This is a genomic window from Virgibacillus litoralis, from assembly GCF_017873675.1.
Taxonomy (GTDB): domain Bacteria; phylum Bacillota; class Bacilli; order Bacillales; family Amphibacillaceae; genus Lentibacillus; species Lentibacillus litoralis.
In genome coordinates, this window is record NZ_JAGGKK010000024.1 from 1 (window position 1) to 19,613 (window position 19,613).

Consider the following 19,613-nt stretch of genomic DNA (forward strand, 5'->3'; position numbering starts at 1 on the left):
TTTACAATATTCAATTTGAACTCTTTGCTATATTTAGCCATATAAAAACACCCTAAAAGTTAGATTTTTAACTCTAACTTTTAGGGTGCAGTACCGTATTGTGTATTCAATACCTACATTGACCTTTTTTATTTTCCAAACGTATTTTTCATTCGTTCGAGTGGATCATCTTCTATTGCAGCATCCCATTGTAAAACCTGGTCGGCATTATAAAGTTCTTTTTTAAGTTCATTATAGTCTACGTTTTGCACGCTTGTTTTATTTTTAAAAGCAAGTCCAGCAACTGCTCCTGCTGATTGACCAATAATCATAAATACTGGTTCCATGCGGATTGACCCGTAGGCTATATGGGAACTTGATAAACAGACTGGAACTAATAAATTCGTACATTCATCTGCACGAGGTCGAATGGAGCGATACGAAATCGGATATGGTGAAATGGGAACTTCAACATCTCCCTCATTAACACATTTTCCATCCAATACAACCCTTCTGACATGATGGGAATCCATTTGATAGGAAGCAAGACCAATCGAATCATTAACACGCGTTTTTCCCAGACAATTATTATCTGTCATTACATATTCGGATCTCATTCTTCTGCTTTCGCGAATATACAATTGTGGTGGCCAGTGCCCGGTACTTTCAAATTCATCTTTTGGCAACCCCCACTGTGAAACCTCCTCACGAACATGTAATGGAACTCGCGTGTCATTTGATAAGAAGTACAACATTCCTAAGTTATAATTCACATGATCCTGAAAAATTTCCTCGCGGGTCTGATAACTGCCTTCTGGCCATTGATAGTTCATTCCAATATTATCAGTTGATACAGCCCCATAGTTATTCAAATCAGATTTTCCATTAGGAAGCATTATATGAAGATTCATAGCATCCCATACACCTGCATTGATATAACGTAATAAAAGCAAATATCTATTTGAATCATACTTTGGGGGTTCTGGAAAAGAAACATGATTCTCAGGATCCTTTGTCAGGCAAATACGAAAATTATAGGATTGAATCAGGTGATCCCCATCTCCCTGAGATACCTGGGCCGTGGAATCCGCCTCGCTCACTCCATGCAACAGCCCACTATCCTTATCGCCTTCAATGACATATGGATCAACTGGCGTTTCGAATTTATGATGTGGCTCACCAAAACGAACACCATTATACGTTTCGTCATACGTCGCATTAGACTCGCGCCCCACCGTGTAGGAAATGTTCGACCTTGCCATCAAATCTCCTTCATAACTAGCATCCACAAAATATGTTCCCTTGAATGTATTGCCGTTTTCCATCACGATTTCGTTAATCTCTTTATCTTTCACTACGGCTTTTTTAAGATGCTGGTTATAATAGACTGGTATATTGTGCTCTTCTATCCATTTCGTGAATACGTGCTTGGCTGCTTTCGGCTCAAATGTCCACTGTTCTTCTTTCCTATAATACTTTCCTATTTTTTTATAGAATTCTCTTGAAAGACCGCCAATCGCATCTTTGGCACCTAAGTCAGTCGCTCCAAGTCCACTAGCAGTAATTCCACCGATATGATTTCCAAATTCAGCGATCGCAACGGTCAGCCCCATTCTTTTTGCTTGAACTGTAGCCGTTATACCTGCTGGTGTCGCACCATATACAATTAAATCTTTTATAATTGTTTGCGGGTTGTTCAAAACTTGTGATGGCACATAGTAGTTAAGGTTACTAAAATCCATTTTTTGCCTCCGTTCTGTGCTTTCGCTAGCCATGCCTCTAAAAACTAATACATTGCTTATCATTATAGTATTAACATTAAGTCCTTAATAGGTCTTTAAACATTCCGGTGGACCAGAAGCTTCGCGTACCCCTCTGTTACTACTACAATCGAATCTCCCGTGAAAAAAGTGGCATCTGGGTTGAATAAAGTATTTTTTTAATTCAGATGCCACTTTTCATGCTTTGGAGACGATAGTACTTATGACAAAGGTATTTTCTGCTTTAGCAGAAAATGACCTATTGAAATTTAGTAGAGGATTTTCGGCGCAGGCCGAAAATCTACATCCTTGGAAGTCATAGCGCTCGAGTTTGAGGGCTACTCGCTCGAGTTTAGGTGTTCCTCGCTCGAGTTTTGGGGCGTTCCTGGTATTATGGCCATCAGTGAAAAAGTTGTTATTAAAATTTAACATGAATAATGGCACTTTTGTGGCTTGAGAAACGATTGTACTTATGAGAAAGGTATTTTCTGCTTTAGCAGAAAATGGATATAAAAAAAAGCACCCCATGAGGTGCCTAAATTTATTTCTCTTTATGATCACTATACAATGTCTGCATAAGATTAATTTTCTGGACATAATTCAAATCATTACTTTCAAACAACTTAGACACATCTTTTTCCTTGAACGCTGGATCTATTGCATTCATACCACTTGAATATTCGCTTATAGCTTGTTCCCAGTACGCGCTATTCATGACTGTCGACCATTCCGTCCAGGGACCCTGGTTACCTTTAATCAATCCGGCTCTTTTACCTATTCCCTCGTTTACCCAGCTTATAAATTGAACAAAGCTGTTAATGTACCATGGGTAATAAGGTAATCGTCCATCAACATGAAACAGCCATTTAGTGGGCTTTAACAATGGCTTGGTTGCCTTTTGAAACAGTCTCCTGTTAAGCTTCCATTTTTGTTGAACTGCAGCGCTTATTTTGACAGCATCTTTAGCCATAAAGGGTTCATAGGTGCGAAATAGCCTGCGATTAGCATGAAGGTTGGGTATATTAATATTCATAGAAATTGGCCAAAGCTGAAACCATTCTTCTGCGGATTCACTCCGAAAACGCCTAATATACTCTAAATGAGCTTGGCGTCGTTTAGTTAATTCTGAAAGTACGTCATCCGTAAACATATTATTTTTTAAATGCACATCGACTGAATGATCATTTCTTTTAATATGAGGTACAAATGGAAAGCGTCCTGAACCACCGAATTTTTTCACACATGCACCCTTTAAGGAAACATCTGAAAACAGTCCACCAAAAACAGCGGGATACTCGACCAACTTACAGCTTTTGTGAAAACCGTAAGTATGTGCGTGAAAATACTGTGAACCGCCACCAACCAAATTTGTGCTAGGCGGCAGTATTTCAAGATAATGCAACTTTCCCCGTTCAGCCAAGTTGAAATTGGCCCCATAAGTATTAGCAGCTCGTTTAGCCACTTTTCCTTCTCTGTTCATATGATCAAGGAAAATAAAGGCGTCTCGGGTAGTATCTTCAGGTAACAGGCCAGAAATTGTACGTGAGTCTTCTCCACCACTAATAAACTGCGCAATATGAGACATTTCATTTGTAATAAGGTCCACATATTTTTGTATACCATTTCTAAGATCGTCAGCTGCTTTATTGATTGATTGATACATGTCTTTTTCTTCAGGTAGCCAGTATGTATTTTTTTGAAATTCAAAGGTACTGCTTATGACAGAATACTCCGTTGCCGGTTTTATCTGGCGGATTGCATTGTACATTGTAAATGGAAAAGTTACTACACCATGAAGAATAAAATCGGCTTTTGATATGACATCTATTTTAGCTTGCTGCCCTGCTACATTTGCCAGTATATCGACGTGAGTTGACAGTATAATGGTTGATTCCTGGTATAAAAATACTGGGATAAATGACATTAAATCTGTTATACAAGTTACTTCTGATGAATGCTTATTAATAATCAATATAGCAAACGGACCACTCAAATCTTCATCCCATTGCATAACACCTTCACGCCAGCGGTCATAAATTGCTTTAGTACCTGCTACGCCTGAATTATTATTTAGGAACTTGTTATCCCGAAAGGATAATACAGGCCCACCAATTAACGCACAAATATGCTCAGAATTTTCATAAGGCTGAAATCCATTATACAGATTTCGGCTTACAGCTAGAGATCCCCACTCACCATGAAATTCTTCAACTGATGGTTTGTCCTGCTGGTAAATAGACTGAATATCCTGGGTTAATTTCCCCTTTTTTATAGACTCTTTAGAATATATGAAATCACTCATAACCTATCGCCATCCGATTGTTTATTTTCATAGTTTTTACTTATATGAAGCGTTATTAAAATTAAACTAATATTAAGTATTGCACCTGAAACTCCAAACAAGGCAATTGCCACTAAATCACTCATAAATACATAATAACCAATTGCTAAAGCAGCAATTCTTGTAATTAACATAAATACCGTGAATTTCAAATGGAAAGCTTGTGCTGCCAGAACAGGCAGTGCCACAACACTTGGTCTATTGATAAATCCAAAGAAGGTCCAAAGTGCAATCCATCGTGCATATTCCCCTGCTGTCACCCATTCTGCACCAAATACAAAACTAAAAAGCCAGGGTCCGAAGATGATTACAGTTGCAAAGGGGATTATCCCTACTGCTCCAAGTGCTATCGTTGCCTTTCTAATCAATTTTGTGAGGTTTTCACCATTGTTGGCAGCTTCAGATATTCGTGGATAAAAAACATCGCCTACCGATTTACTAATCAGTTGCGTTGGCAAGCGAAGGACCATTCTTCCAATTGAATAAAAGCCTACAGAAGCTGGACCAAAAAAACTCGTCAGCAATAAAATTGGCAGGCCCTGCGAGGCAGCATCCAGGAAGACTTCTGGTGCTCTATAGTATGGGAAGTCCCTGTATTTAGTAGCAATTTCCTTAATGGATACCTTTTTTGTATGTATATCTGTTTGCTTGTAGTCAGTTTTTCTAGCAAATATGACCATCATCAAGGCTCTCAACCCATTACCTAATGCTGATAGAATAATAAGAACAGCTGCCAACGGATAAATAAACCCAATTCCCACTTTACTTCCTTGTACAATTAAGGAATGAAGAAATGCCACTTTGGCTGTAATCGCAAATTGCTTTGTTCGAATTAACCATTGCTCTGCGACTTGCATAAAGCCTGAAAATACCACAACGATAGGAATTAAATACAAAAATGGAGCGATATCTCCCAAGTTAAATAATCTAACAACTGGCTGATGAAACACCAACAAGATAATAGCCGTAATAACTGCAATCCCAGTCGAAATATACAACGAAAGTATTATAATTCCTTTAGCATCCCGATCACTCTTAGGAAGTACAATTGCTATCGGGTAGGTCAACGCTGCAATAGGAGCAATAATGCCAACCACTGCCATAAATACCCCCATTAAACCAAAGGCTTCAGGCCCATACAAGCGAGTGATAAAGGGATAAAGTGCCATCGTTACTAATTGAGCTGCAGCTGTTCCAGATGCCATAATTATGACATTGCGTACAAATGGCTTTTTAGTTAACTTCAAAATTTTACGCTTCATTCAATACCCCTCTTAAAATATTGAATTTATAATAGTAGAAAATTATATATATGTTTTGGCACCATGTAACTCAAATCCTTTGTTATTGATCTGACACTTTTTACCTTACAAACTTCATTATATACATGAAGTTTTCGCCTTAGATTAATCTTACGACGATTTAAGACCACGAGCACTGTGTCTCTGATTATTTCTGAGAATAATTCTTCTTTAAACAGATTATTACGCCTGTTATGCTCCACCATTTTTGTTAGAACCTTTGGTAAATGTTCTAATGTACTATCGCTAATCTCACTTTGATAGTTATCATTGAAAAATTCATTAAATACCCTCAATTCTACTTCTGTTAAATCAAATTTATAAAAATCTAAAATGTCTCGATGAATAGAATCGTTTATTTTTTTCCGTTGAATGATCTTACTGGACTTTGATTTTTTTGTAACATTAGTGTGCCCAGTTCGATACTTAAGTAATACCTCAGGTAGAATTGACAGCTCACCCACTTTGGAAAGCTGGACCCACATATCATAATCCTGGGCTACAAAATACTCCGGATTATACCTAAGCGCATATTTATTTATTGTCTCTAAGCGAAGGAAAGAAGTTGGATTGGCAATACGGTTAAGATATAGTAATCCTGCCTTGATCTCTTCAGAGGTAATGTTCTTCGGCTTCATTACTTTTTTAAACCTGCCACCGAATATCTCATAGTAAGTCCCAATACCATCTATATTTGGATTGTTTTCCATATAATTAACTTGCTTCTCTATTCTTGTTAAATACGCAATATCATCCGAATCCATAATAGCCATATATTTACCTTGTGATTCTTCGAGACCTAAGTTCCTAGTGTATGGTATACCTCTGTTAATTTCATTTTTTATTAACCTGATGCGAGGATCTGTATAGGAATTCACTATATTTACCGAATTATCCGTTGAACCATCATCTATTATTAATATTTCCAAATACGAATATGTTTGATTAATAATGCTCTCTAAAGCCTCACTAATATATACCTCGCAGTTATATAGTGGTATAAATACGGTGACTAATGGCTGTTCCATATGTGTAGCTCCTTAAAATTAAATCCTGAGAACAGTATGGACATATATTTGTTTTCTTAATCGATATGATAATCATACGAGACATACTTAAAAAACCGGCAAATGCCGGTTTTTAATACTTTAATTACTTGTACGTTACGCTTCTAATCCTCGCTCCATGGTTACCATATGCTGTATTAGAATAGTAGTCATACCATTTCAGAATTTGCTGTGTGCCTTGTTCTCTTTTTGTTGCACCATCAATATAACCCGAACTATTTAGGTCGAACCGATATTTAATATCATCTCCATGGTTTCCGTATACCGTTTCAGGGTAATATTCATACCAATTCAAATAACGCTGCGTTCCTTTCTCTCTCTTTGATGCTTTTAATAACTTGCCTGCACTATTTAAATCGAATCGATATCTAATAGCATCTCCATGATTGCCGTACAATGTATTGGGATAATATTCATACCAATTCAGTGTACGCTGTGTTCCTTTTTCTCTCTTCGATGCTTTTAATAACTTACCTGCACTATTTAAATCGAATCGGTATTTAATAGCATCTCCATGATTGCCGTACACTGTATTGGGATAATATTCATACCAGTTCAGCGTACGCTGTGTTCCTTTTTCTCTCTTCGATGCCTTTATTACCTTACCTGTATTACTTAAATCAAAGCGATATTTAATAGCATCTCCATGATTTCCATACACCGTTCGAGGATAATATTCATACCTATTCAGTGTACGCTGTGTTCCTTTTTCTCTTTTCGATGCCTTTATTACATATCCTGCAGTATTTAAATCGAAGCGATATTTAATCTTATTTCCATGCTTGCCGTATTCTGTATTAGGATAATATTCATAGTGGTTAGTAACTTCTTGTGTTTTGTCATCTAACTTTTCAGCATTAATTATATATTCATTGTTATTCAAATTGAATTCATACTTAATATTTTCATTTGCATTTTCTATATTGCTGTTAGGGTAAAATTCCTGAATTTTTACTAGTTTGCCATCTGCATATTCTTCAGCATAGGTTAAATTGCCATTACTGTTACGGTGATATTTTTTGTTTTGGTCCGAAGAATACTTAACAAAGCCATAACCATATACTGTATCTCTACCTGATGAACCTAAATCTTTGACATGGTTAACTAATGTTCTTCTAAGTTCAACAGGTGGCATCCCAGGAAATTTTTGTTTTAACAATGCCAACATACCACTCACATGAGGTGTTGCTTGTGATGTACCATCGGCTATTCCATATGAGTCATTTAAATATGTACTAATTATATTAACCCCAGGTGCGGAAAATTCAACTGCTTGCCCTCTTGAAGAAAATTTGGCGATGTTTAACTTTTCATTTACAGCTGATACGCCAATAACATTTTCATATTTAGCTGGATATATGACAGAGCTATTCTCTCCACCATTCCCGCTTGCGCCAACAATTAGAATACCGTATTTTTCATATGCTTTATCTATGGCCTCCTTTAAGTAAGAACTATTATCAACATTACCTAAAGAAAGATTTATAATATCCATATTATTTTTAATAGCCCAATCAATTGCTTCAAGTAAACTAAATAGGTTACCTTCACCATTTTGATCTAACGCCTTGACAGCAAAAATATCAGCCTCTGGCGCAACACCAACCACTCCAAAATTGTTGAGCTCTGAACCAATGACACCAGCTACATGTGTTCCATGTCCATTGTCATCTGTCCATTCCGACGTGTATCCAACACTTGAGTAACCGCCCGAGACCTTTAGATCCGAATGGGTAGAGATTCCTGTATCAATCACAGCAATATTAACATCTGTTCCGTTGTATCCCTCTCCCCATGCAGAAGAACTATTAATTGATTCTATATTCCATTGTTCTCCTTCTGTTACATTAAAGTTTGCTGACATTGCCTTGATACCATTACCACCATTTGTTAATGAAACAGGCGCATTATTTTCAATGTGTGTAATGTTTGGATTTTGCTGTAAATCATCTAAATCACTTTGGTCAATGGATACAGAAATTGCTGACAAACTACTAAACACATAATCTACTTCATTACTTTTATCGATAATCATCTCTTTACCAATATTATTATCGTATCCAATAATTACTTCCAATTCACTATCATTCATTGCAAATGAGATTACTGGATGGTAGAAAATAATAAATGATATAGAGATAAAAACCAGAAAAAATTTATTTATCTTTGACAACTCTAATGTCCCTCCCCTTTAACCTCAAATTGCTTCTTACTAGATTTTATCAGTTAGAGTGATATTTGTCTGTTATATTTACTAAATAGGCTAATTTTTATGTTGAAATTGCATACATAGTTTTACATTTCATATTACTAATTGGAAACCAAGGGTATATCTCCTATATACTTTTATAGTTTTATTAATGGTATACTCGTCATAGATATGAATAATTGGTTACTATCAGAGTTCGTGATTTATTCGTTTTAATAAAAACACCATTTATTTATCAAAACTTTATTTCATTTGAACAAGAAATATTATATAATGTACTATCTAACATAGTAAAAGGAGCAATCTCTTACATGCCAAGTTTTCATAATATAACAAAAGCCTATAGTACATTTTTAATCGTTTTTATATTTTTTAGTATTTTATCTTTATTTGAGAATCCAACTCTAATATCTATCGGTCAGCAAAGTATTGATGTTTTGCTAATCATGTCCTTAATCTTTGTTACTTTATATCGATTTAGTGAAAAATTAAACCTCCAATACCAGTATCAAATAGCATGTTTATTTATACTACTAGCAGTGTTCTATACATATAGCTATTTTCTTTTTAAAACAGAACCAACTTTTCAGCTTATTATAGAATTAGTACTATTTTTTATATTTATTTTTTCATTAATTTTAATTAAGTGGAATAAAAGAGATTTAAATATAATTTCGAGTCTAGTAACTTTATTCATTATTATGTTTTTATACCAATGGATTACTTTAGACTTCCCACTCCTGAAATTTAAGAGTTTTTTTAGAAACCCAAACGCTTTAGGGGCCGTTTTATTGGTATTTAGTTATTTTCTTATACTTAGAACGCTATATAGTAATCATATTACTAAAATCTTTAACACTATTCTTATTCTAATTACCTTATTTCTAATTTACAGTAGTACATCTCGAACAGTCTGGTTGTCACTTTTATTTATATTATTAGCTTGGGTAATCTACAACTATTCCTACAACAAGTTTAAATATCTCTTTCCTGTTACATTGATATTTAGTTTACTATTTTCGATTTTCTATGTTTTTTCCTTCAATACTGTGCTAGGTGATTTCATGGATAAATTGAGTAAGACACTTTTTGGAAAAAGCCTATATTCTGGAAGGGAGATCCTTTGGAATGATTTGTTTAACCATTCTTTAAATGCGCCATTTCTAGGATATGGTTATGGTACCAATTTTAACGAGATGAATTCACGAGGACAATCTCCGCATAATATGTATCTACAAATCATGTTAGAAAGTGGGGTAATTGGTTTAATAATATTTATTCTCGTTTTATATTTCTTATGGAAAATGTTATTAAAAAATATCGGATCAACTGCAGCACAACTATCGGCATTCTATTTTATTGGATTCTTGGTTTATTTAAATTTTGAGACAACAATTTTTCCAGCTTCAATTGTTGCCATAGGAATCTTTCAATGGTTAATTATTACTTTTGGTACTAACTTTAAAGAACAAGACTTACCTTAGAAGATGACTTTTCCTTGTCTAAGAAGAATAAACCTTAATGTCCCCCCTCTTCTATAGGCTTTACGTAAATATGAAGTTGCTAAGTCAAAAGAGCAGTTCATTAAATGAACTGCTCATATTTCCTTAGTCATATGGACTCCACTAAGCTTCAACCCACTTTAGAGATCAAACGTCTCTATTCTCTACCAAAAACCATCCATTTCTCAAGTTTTCGCGGTTGTAATAAAATCGCTCATTATCCTCGTGTCTAATCACTTTACCGCCAGCAGCTTCAACAATAGCTTGTCCAGCCCCTGTATCCCATTCCATTGTTGGTGCGTAACGCGGGTAGTAATCAGCTTTACCTTCTGCAACTAAACAAAATTTAAGTGAGCTTCCAGCAGTTACAACATCTACTTCATAATTCCCACATAGTAATTCTTCAATAAATTCTTCCGTTTCTGCTGACATATGGGAACGACTTGCAACGACATTAATTACATCAGCATCATCAACTTCTGGCAAACGAATACTTGCAGAAACTAACGCCTCGTCATTCACAATATCTTTTTTTGAAGCGTCTTCCAATTTAAAAGCACCTACGCCTTCACGGCCAAAATAAAATGTATCCAGGACAGGTGCATAAATTACTCCCAATGTTGGGTATTTTCCTTCGATCAGTGCAATATTCACCGTAAATTCGCCATTTTTCTTAATGAACTCTTTTGTTCCATCAAGGGGATCCACTAGGAAAAATTGAGTCCAATCTTTACGTTCCTCATAAGGGATATCCGTGCCTTCTTCACTTAGCACAGGAATATCTGAATACGCAGTTTGCAAGCCATTCATAATAGCCTGATGTGAACGTTGGTCAGCCTGTGTTAATGGTGAGTCGTCTTCCTTCGTTTCAACTTCAATATCTTTTTCGTACACATCAAAAATTTCGCGTCCAGCTTCTAATGAAACATCGAGTAATTTTTTTATGCTCACATCTGCCATTATTCCAAGTATCCTTTCTCTTTCAAATACGATACAATTTTTTGTACAGATTCCTCAAGAGTTAATTTATCGGTATCAATGGTTACTTCTGGATTCCTAGGCTCTTCATATGGCGCATCAATTCCAGTAAATCCTTTGATTTCTCCAGCGCGTGCTTTTTTGTACAAGCCTTTTGGATCACGCGATTCACATGTTTCGACACTAGCATCTACGAATACCTCAATAAATTCGCCATCTTCTACAAGCTCACGGACTTCATCGCGATCTTCACGATATGGTGAAATAAACGCTGATAAGGTGAATAATCCAGCATCAACCATCAATTTTGAAACTTCCCCAATACGGCGAATGTTCTCCTTACGATCTTCTGGACTAAATCCTAGGTTTTTATTTAAACCGTGACGAACATTGTCTCCATCTAAGCGATAAGTACGTACTCCGTGAGAATAAAGTTCTTTTTCTAATTCAACTGATACGGTTGATTTTCCTGAACCTGATAAACCTGTAAACCAAATTACTGCGCTTTTATGTTTGTTTAATCCACGTCTATTTTCTTTTGTTACTTTCGAATCGTGCCATACGATGTTTTCTGACTTTGCCATGTTATATTCCTCCTAAAACCATACATTATATATTATTGAAACAGATGTAATCATTACTAAAATGCTAAGTGGCGTACCAACCTTTATATAATCTTTAAACGTATATCCGCCGGGGCCGAATACGATAAGGTTTGTTTGGTAACCTATCGGTGTAATAAAGCTTGCTGAAGCAGCGATTGCAACAGTTACCGCAAAACCCATTGGGGACACATTAAGCTGGGCTGAAAGCTCAAGGACAATTGGAATCATCAAGACAGCTGCTGCGGTGTTCGTAATTAATTCTGTAAATAGATTTGTTAAAAAGTAAACCATAAATAAAATAACTAATAGCCCTAATGGTTCACCAAAAATGACAAGTCCCCTAGCAAGCCATTCAGCCAATCCTGTCTCTGTCATGGCTGCTCCAATCCCAAGAGCACTTGCTATTAACAACAATACATCAAACTGAACATATTGTTTCGCTTCTCCTGGACTAAGAATCTTTGTGCCCAGCAATATGAGAACTGCTAATGCCATCGCCTTAAACATAGTAAACACGCCAGCTGTAACTAGTGCAATCATGACGACTAACAGTACGATTGAGAACCAGCCTTTTGCTGGATTCTGTTTAAGTGTTTTTGGTGTATCCAATGAAGATACAACATAAAAATCATTGGATTGATAATGCTTTTCCAAAAAGTCTGCACCTGCTAATAATAGCAGTGTATCCCCAGGACGTAAGACAATTTCCCCAACCTTGCTTTTAATTCGTTCATTGTTACGGTGAACGGCTATGACACCCGCATCATATTTAGAGCGAAATTGAGACTCTTTAATAGACCTTGACGTTAAAGAGGACTGGTGGGATACAACAACCTCGATCAAATTGGATGTACCATTTTTCAGATCATCTAATCCAATGTTCGTACCTGTCTCAAGTGTCAGACCTTTTATCTTTTCAAGCTCAGCTATGGTTGTTATCAAACCTGTAAAGATTAACCTGTCTCCTTGCATAATTACGGTTCTCGATTTCACAGGTGAGATATGCTCTTCCCTCCGGATAATCTCAACCAGGTACAGACCTTTCAAATCCCGGAGCCCTGCATCCTTAACGTTTTTGCCAACATGCTGGAATGAATCTGTTACATGCATTTCAGCAATATATTCTTTGGAATTTTCCTTAACCCGCTGACTGAAACCTTTGTTGTCTGGAAGCAGCCGATGGCCTATTGTAAATAAATAAATAAGACCGACAATTGCAATTGGAATACCAACTACTGCTAGGCTAAACAACGAAAAGCCACTAAAACCATAATCTACCAGCATTCCATGAACTACTAAGTTAGTAGACGTTCCGATTAATGTAATCGTTCCACCTAAAATAGTGACATACGATAAAGGAATCAGAAACTTGGAAGGGGCAATCCCACGATCCTCACACCATTTTTTAATGATTGGCGTAAATGTTACGACAATCGGTGTATTGTTTAAGAATGCTGAAAAAAATGAGGTAGGCAGAAAGAATCGAAGCATGGAACCGGTTTGTGTTTTACTGTTCTTCAGCCAGCCTTCCATCATCCGATCAATCAGTCCACTTTTTTGCACTGCCCCTGCAACGATGAACAGTAAAGCAATTGTAAGCATTCCTTGATTCGAAAATCCACTCAATGCTTGGTCTGGTGTTAATATACCAGTTACTAATAAAATAACCAATACTGAAAAAATAACCATATCAGGCCGAGCTACTTCAAAAAGTAACCCGGCTAACATGGCTATAATCATGATCAGAACAAAAATCATCTCAAATGACATGGGAGTCAATCCCCTTTTTAGTTTTGTTGCATCCCTTTAATTAGAATGTCAGCAACTTCCGGACGTGAAAATTCCTTTGGAGGACGTTCCCCATTGCGTAATTTTTCGCGTACTTTTGTTCCACTTAAATGTACATGGTATTCCTTATCGTGCGGGCATGTCTTGGCTGTACCCATATTACCACACTCTGTGCAGAAGAAAGCATGCTCAAATTTAAATATTTGAATACCTAACTCCTCTTCAAACTGTGATATAAACTCTTGCGCTTCGTAGGTTCCATAATAATCACCCACACCAGCATGGTCGCGACCGACAATAAAGTGTGTACACCCAAAGTTTTTACGGACGATTGCATGCAATACAGATTCTTTTGGGCCAGCATAGCGCATTGCAGCTGGATAGATTGCAAGACGAGTACGTTCAGCAGGATAGTAGTGTTTAAGAATAGCTTGATAGCTTTCCATGCGGATATCTGCTGGAATGTCATCTGATTTTGTTTCACCGACTAATGGATTTAAAAGTAATCCATCAACAGCTTCTAGCGCACATTTTTGAATATATTCATGTGCACGGTGTACCGGGTTCCGTGTTTGGAATCCGACAATCGTTTTCCAGCCTAAATTAGCAAACATTTTGCGTGTTTGATTCGGGTCCATATAGAATTCGTTAAATACGCCATGATCAGGACGGTTCAATAACGTAATTGGTCCACCTAAGTATACATTTCCGCGGTCATAAAGTTTTTTAACACCTGGATGTGCTTCTTCTGTAGTCCCATAAACATTCTGGGCCTCAAGCTTCTGATCATACGTATATTTTTCTTCTAGCTTAATCGTTCCATAAATGATCCCGTCTTCACCTTTAAGTGCGATTTCCTCACCGATTTTATACTGTTCTGCCTCATCCTCTGTAACAGACAATGTAATAGGTACCGTCCATACTGTACCATCTGCTAAATGGTTGTTTTTTACAACACTCTCATAATCAGCTTGTCCCATAAAACCAGCAAGTGGACTAAAGCCACCAATACCGATTAGTTCAATATCTGAAATTACCCAAGGGTTTGCTTGAATTGTCTTTAATGATTCAGCATTTGATACTGCTTTTTCTCTTTCTTGTCCTTCTAGTTCACGGTTCACTAGTGTACCGCCGTGTGGTTGATTCGACATTTTCTTACCCCCATTTGTATTTATTGTTTAAATAATGTGAAGTCTTACAACGTGTGTGATTATAATAAAACACACTTATTCATTTTAACATAAATTATTGTTGTTTTATTAAAAAATTGACAAATAAAGTCAAATGAGTTTTTCTATCCATCAACTCTCTCCTGCTTAAGTCCTTCTAGCATCGCCTTTGTCTCTGTTATGAAGACTGGATTCCTGCTTTCTTCTTCCTGTTCATTCTCTTCTTCTCTGCTGCCTACTGGTTTTTTCGTTATGCTCTGTAAACCAATCTGGCACGACTTCGTTCGGTTTCTCATAATTCCGGTACTGCTTTTGTTTTTGCTTCTGCATTCGCTCATTCTTAAACTCCACTTCTTCGGCTTTTGCTGTTTCCACACTAGTAATGCCCTTCTTCACCCAGGCTTGTAGAATTCCCTTCACATAACCCAAGTTCCCTTTTCCTCGCTCTAATGCTCGTTTCATGGCATCCAGAACGAGATCCTCTCCCACATCATTTACCCAATTGAGCAATGCATCAACGACAAACGGATTAATCACGCCGAAATTTTCTTGGTAAAACACGAAAGCAGCTGTTGTTGCAGCAGTATCATTTCGTTTCGGGTTGTTTTATTTCTTTTTGTCTTTCTTTTATTTAATTAATGGGGCTGTTGACGCACATCATACTTCCGAAGGGACAATTTCTAAGGAAGCAAAAGAATCGTGCCCATGCTTCTCATGTATGCGATACAATAAACTCAGCATCTCCCGCCAGTTCATACTCTTTAACAGTATTAGGCAAAATAAAATGACTGCCCTTCTTCACACTAAAAGTCTTCTCATTTACAGTAATCTCGGCATTTCCCTCTATCACACTTACCTGCAGAAAATCCTTTGTTAATACCTTTGAAACGTTGCCCTTTAAATCCCAATGATAAACGGTGAAATACTTCTCTTCCACTAGCTTTTTCATCTTCATACCACCGATTACTTCCTCACTTTGATTTAATTCTACTTGCCTATCAGGAACGGCAGTAACTTCTTTTGCTCGTTCGATATGCAATTCCCTTTTTTCGCTTTTAGAATCAACTCGGTTATAATCATACACCCTGTATGTAATGTCTGAACTTTGCTGGGTTTCCAGAATAACGATCCCTTTGCCAATCGCATGAATTGTACCACTAGGAACATAAACAAAGTCTCCTGCTTTTACCTGCACTCGTTTCAATAAGTTATTCCATTCTCCATGATCCATCATCTTCTCTAGTTCTTCACGGGAATTAGCATAATGCCCCAAAATAATTTCCGCATTTGGCTCAGCACTTAAAACGTACCAACATTCTGTCTTACCATATGGCTGCCCCTCTGTTTCCTGTGCAAAATTGTCATTTGGATGGACTTGTACCGATAAATCAGCATTCGCATCCAACATTTTTACTAGTAGCGGATAATCCCCATCATTCCCTACATCTTTATTAAATAACTCCCCATGTGCTTCCCATGCTTCGACCAAGGTCTTACCCTCTAATGGGCCATTAGATATAATGCTCGGTCCGTTTGGATGCGCCGATATTACCCATGCCTCTCCTGTCTGTTCATATGGAATTATATAATTATATTCTGTATTTAGCTTTCGACCTCCCCAGATCCTTTCCTGGAACACGGGTTGTAAAAAAATAGGTTCGTTATACATTATGTAAGCCTCCTTTATTACCTAACATTCATTTGACCAACGCCATCGCACCCTTAATACCTTGCTCATCCTCGAGTTCCGGTGCAGCAATCAATTCATCAACATCACCAACAGCAATGTAGTTATTTACCATTTCGCGAACATTCTCCTGAATCAACGGGTATAACTTCGCCTGCTTCATGACACCGCCGCCCAATATAATCCGTTTTGGGGACAAAATCAGCATATAATTTGCGATTGCCCGGGCTAAATAATACGCCTCAAGCTCCCATACAGCAGCATCATTCTTTAGTAAATGGACTTTTGCACCATGACGCTTTTCAATTGCTGTTCCCGAAGCCAGTCCTTCCAAACAATTGCTATGATACGGGCAAACACCTGTAAATTGATCATATTCCCGCTGCTGGATAAAAACATTCCCCATGTCGGAGTGATTTTTCCCCTGATAAATATCTCCATGATGAACGAGTCCTGCTCCAATTCCTGTGCTAACGGTTATGTACAACGTACTATCAACATTTCTTCCTGCACCATATAAAGACTCGCCAAGACATGCGGCGTTCACATCTGTATCTAGATGCATCGGGATGGCAAAATCCCTTTTCAACGTTCCCAACATGTTATAATGCTGCCATTTAGTTTTATTTGTATTCACAATTGTTCCATCGTTTCGCTCGTAGCATCCAGATCAATTGGTCCAAAACAGCCAACACTCAGTGCCTCAATCGGATATTTTTCAAAAATCGCCTAACAGTCTACAATGTTTCCTCAGGTACCTTCGTTTGCAGACTGATTTTATCAACGATGTCTCCATCTTCATTACCAACTGCACAGACAAACTTTGTTCCACCCGCCTCAATTCCTCCTATCAGCTTGCTTTATTCCTCCCCCATAGCTGGGTCACCATTCCCCGTCTAATGCTTCCATTACACTAAAACATTTACAATATCGTTACCAAGGCCTATTTCAAAATAGTAAATGAAGCAGAAGAACCGCCTCCCCATGTTTTTTGGCAGAAGTTATTCATTCCGATGGCAATATTCACCAGTTTTATAAAAACCCTTATAACTTAAAAAAATCCACACATAACCTTCAAATTGTGTATGAATTAAAATCACTTAATTTTACGTTTTTGAATGGAAGCATGGGGATGATTCTTGCGGAAGCAAAACAACCGTCCCCTTGCTTTGAAAGTTTTTTACTGTGGCATCATTAGTTAACAAATTAATTGAAGTTAATCAACAAGTATCACTTACAAAAGTGATGAAACAGATTGAAAAATTAGATTTACTAGTATTGGATGAGCTAGGTTACATTCCACTTCACAAGGAAGGTGCAGAATTGTTATTTCAGGTTATATCCATGTGTTATGAGAATAAAAGTATTGTGATAACAACAAACCTTCAACTCGGAAAATGGAACGATGTTTTTGGAGGCCCCATATTGACAGAAGCAGTCATTGATAGGTTGACTCATCACTTTCATTTAATGCTTTATATCGGAGAAGGTTTTCGATATAAAGAATCTTTATTACACGATTAATAAGGGGTGGTAAGTGGCATGCATTTTTAAATGCCATTTCATACATTTTTTACTTGCCAAATACACTTTTGATGGTTAAGTATTCGTTTTCTCCCACTAAGCCTGGGTAATTATTTTTAAACAAGAACTTCCCCAGTGATACGTGTCATTCCCTGATGATAATAAGGAGCACTAAGGGGGGCATATAATACCCTCTCCGATTATTGTACATGTATTCTATAAAAACAGTCTGGATTGTGGTTCCACTTTACTACAAATTGCATAGTAAAGTAACAATTATAGTCATTAACTTTGATATCTTCAAGTGTGGTGGGGTGACCCCCGATTATCGCTACATAGAAAAGTTAGGAGAGGCTGTTGACGCACCTTATACTTCCGAAGGGACAGTGTCTAAGGAAGCAAAAGAACCGTCCCCATGCTTCGTAATATTGATAACTTTTTCTTACTGTTGTTCCGCCGTATTTGAAGTACTCGGTAAGCACAAACCATCCTCGTCTCACCACTAATCACTCTCACAAATACGATTTAGCACTTTAGCGTGGTGGGGGTCTGACCTCATTTATTTCAGTTATTTCAATCTTACTTTTTTTCAGCAAAAGTATTAAAGCTATAATTAATAAATATGTGAGAACATCAGTTATTACAGGACGCTGCAATAAGAGGATTATAAGCAATATGAAAATTTTTGCACTTTTCACATTAATAAAACTACGATAAAAGAATATAATATACGCCAAATAGATAATAGGCAAAAAGAAAAGGATACTCCCTATTAATCCATCTGTAGCAAGAGGCCCAAAAGGGTTTGAACCAGTTTTTTGTTGATAAAATTCATTAGATTTGTCGTCTATATATGATTGACCTTGTCCAATTAAAGGACTATCGAGAAAGGCATAATATGCATTGATTAATAAACCAGTACGGTTATCTCCTTTAATTATAGAAGTTTCATCTCCCGTTGATAACTCTAATCGTTCAAAAGTAAAAGAATATAATATGTTTAGTACTGGACTCTTGTCATGAAAATTTATAAGTAAGGTTGAAAAAAATAAGAATAAAACTAAAACGAGACCAAGGAAACTAATGCGTTTTAAAGTAATATTTTGTAAAAAATAGAAAAAAATAAGATAAAATACTAATATAATAAAAAATGATAGGGAAAAAGTAAAAATACCAATAAATATCAGTAAAAACTCAATCCGTTTATTGTTAAAAATAATTTTATTTAATAGTAAACAAATTACAATATAAAACGCAAAAGCTCCAGGCTCATCAAAATACCCTGCTACTCTTATGAGCATGATATCAGAAAAGTAATGAACATCATTTGAGAAAGTTAATATAAAATTATGTGCTAACCTTCCATCTGGATTTTCATGAAAAGATAATGGTTGAATTTGACCTATGATTCCTAAAAGGAAGGCCAGGAATCCAAATCCACCCATTAGTAACATGGCTACAAATACAGACTTCACAAAACGAATCCATCCGACAAAATTACTTATATACAAATAAGTTATTAGAATACTAATTATTCGAATCATTATAACAATGTAATCTAAATCTGTATGTACCATCGACCAAATTATGAGAAAGATACATTGAACTCCAATAATTATAATTATATTCAAATCCTCAATTTTAATACGGACTTTTAAAACTAAAAATACTATCATTAAAAAAAGAATTAAAAATACAAGTAC

The 19,613-nt window shown here is 36.5% G+C and carries 14 protein-coding genes and 1 pseudogene; 2 read left to right on the plus strand and 13 right to left on the minus strand.

Annotated features, from left to right (window positions below):
• Positions 1–128 precede the first annotated feature (128 nt).
• From J2Z82_RS17055 to J2Z82_RS17075, 5 genes are all read right to left on the minus strand, one after another.
• Positions 129–1,721, minus strand: a complete 1,593-nt coding sequence (locus J2Z82_RS17055; protein ID WP_209482019.1) for an FAD-dependent oxidoreductase — start codon at positions 1,719–1,721, stop codon at positions 129–131.
• 559 nt (positions 1,722–2,280) lie between these two features.
• Positions 2,281–4,041, minus strand: a complete 1,761-nt coding sequence (locus J2Z82_RS17060) for an asparagine synthetase B family protein (protein ID WP_209482020.1) — start codon at positions 4,039–4,041, stop codon at positions 2,281–2,283.
• Entirely contained in the window at positions 4,038–5,342 is a 1,305-nt protein-coding gene (locus tag J2Z82_RS17065; protein WP_209482021.1) for a lipopolysaccharide biosynthesis protein, read from the minus strand. Before J2Z82_RS17065 ends, J2Z82_RS17060 begins: the two co-directional genes overlap by 4 nt.
• Before the next feature lie 26 nt (positions 5,343–5,368).
• Positions 5,369–6,409 carry a glycosyltransferase family 2 protein gene (locus tag J2Z82_RS17070; RefSeq protein ID WP_209482022.1) on the minus strand — a complete coding sequence of 347 codons (1,041 nt, stop codon included), beginning with the start codon at positions 6,407–6,409 and terminating at the stop codon, positions 5,369–5,371.
• Between the two features lie 124 nt (positions 6,410–6,533).
• Positions 6,534–8,621 carry a S8 family peptidase gene (locus J2Z82_RS17075; RefSeq protein WP_209482023.1) on the minus strand — a complete coding sequence of 696 codons (2,088 nt, stop codon included), beginning with the start codon at positions 8,619–8,621 and terminating at the stop codon, positions 6,534–6,536.
• Between the two features lie 737 nt (positions 8,622–9,358).
• On the opposite strand from J2Z82_RS17075, the gene J2Z82_RS17080 reads away from it, so the two are divergent.
• On the plus strand, positions 9,359–10,141 hold the full coding sequence (locus J2Z82_RS17080) for an O-antigen ligase family protein (protein ID WP_245251774.1): 783 nt from the start codon (positions 9,359–9,361) through the stop codon (positions 10,139–10,141).
• 165 nt (positions 10,142–10,306) lie between these two features.
• On the opposite strand, the gene cysQ is transcribed toward J2Z82_RS17080, so the two are convergent.
• The 7 genes from cysQ to J2Z82_RS17115 form a co-directional block, all read right to left on the minus strand.
• Positions 10,307–11,119 (minus strand): 3'(2'),5'-bisphosphate nucleotidase CysQ, encoded by an 813-nt coding sequence (cysQ, locus tag J2Z82_RS17085; protein WP_209482025.1) that lies wholly within the window; start codon positions 11,117–11,119, stop codon positions 10,307–10,309.
• Positions 11,119–11,721 (minus strand): adenylyl-sulfate kinase, encoded by a 603-nt coding sequence (gene cysC, locus J2Z82_RS17090; protein ID WP_209482026.1) that lies wholly within the window; start codon positions 11,719–11,721, stop codon positions 11,119–11,121. The genes cysQ and cysC overlap by 1 nt, the downstream gene beginning before the upstream one ends.
• A 12-nt stretch (positions 11,722–11,733) precedes the next feature.
• Entirely contained in the window at positions 11,734–13,512 is a 1,779-nt protein-coding gene (locus J2Z82_RS17095) for an SLC13 family permease (RefSeq protein ID WP_209482027.1), read from the minus strand.
• A 17-nt stretch (positions 13,513–13,529) separates the two neighbouring features.
• Positions 13,530–14,681, minus strand: a complete 1,152-nt coding sequence (gene sat / locus J2Z82_RS17100) for a sulfate adenylyltransferase (protein WP_209482028.1) — start codon at positions 14,679–14,681, stop codon at positions 13,530–13,532.
• Between the two features lie 231 nt (positions 14,682–14,912).
• The gene (locus J2Z82_RS17105; RefSeq protein WP_342453660.1) at positions 14,913–15,260 is read right to left on the minus strand and encodes a DnaD domain-containing protein; all 348 of its coding nucleotides are present in this window, start codon (positions 15,258–15,260) and stop codon (positions 14,913–14,915) included.
• A gap of 151 nt (positions 15,261–15,411) precedes the next feature.
• Complete coding sequence (gene manA / locus J2Z82_RS17110) at positions 15,412–16,368, minus strand: mannose-6-phosphate isomerase, class I (protein WP_209482030.1); 957 nt, start codon at positions 16,366–16,368, stop codon at positions 15,412–15,414.
• A gap of 28 nt (positions 16,369–16,396) precedes the next feature.
• Positions 16,397–17,023 carry an ROK family protein gene (locus J2Z82_RS17115; protein WP_342453661.1) on the minus strand — a complete coding sequence of 209 codons (627 nt, stop codon included), beginning with the start codon at positions 17,021–17,023 and terminating at the stop codon, positions 16,397–16,399.
• Positions 17,024–17,559: 536 nt separating this feature from the next.
• Between J2Z82_RS17115 and J2Z82_RS17120 the strand changes: the two are divergent.
• A pseudogene (locus J2Z82_RS17120) lies at positions 17,560–17,910 on the plus strand (ATP-binding protein); the annotation flags it as partial.
• A gap of 533 nt (positions 17,911–18,443) precedes the next feature.
• On the opposite strand, the gene J2Z82_RS17125 reads toward J2Z82_RS17120, so the two are convergent.
• Positions 18,444–19,385 carry a hypothetical protein gene (locus J2Z82_RS17125; protein WP_209482031.1) on the minus strand — a complete coding sequence of 314 codons (942 nt, stop codon included), beginning with the start codon at positions 19,383–19,385 and terminating at the stop codon, positions 18,444–18,446.
• Between the last annotated feature and the right edge of the window lie 228 nt (positions 19,386–19,613).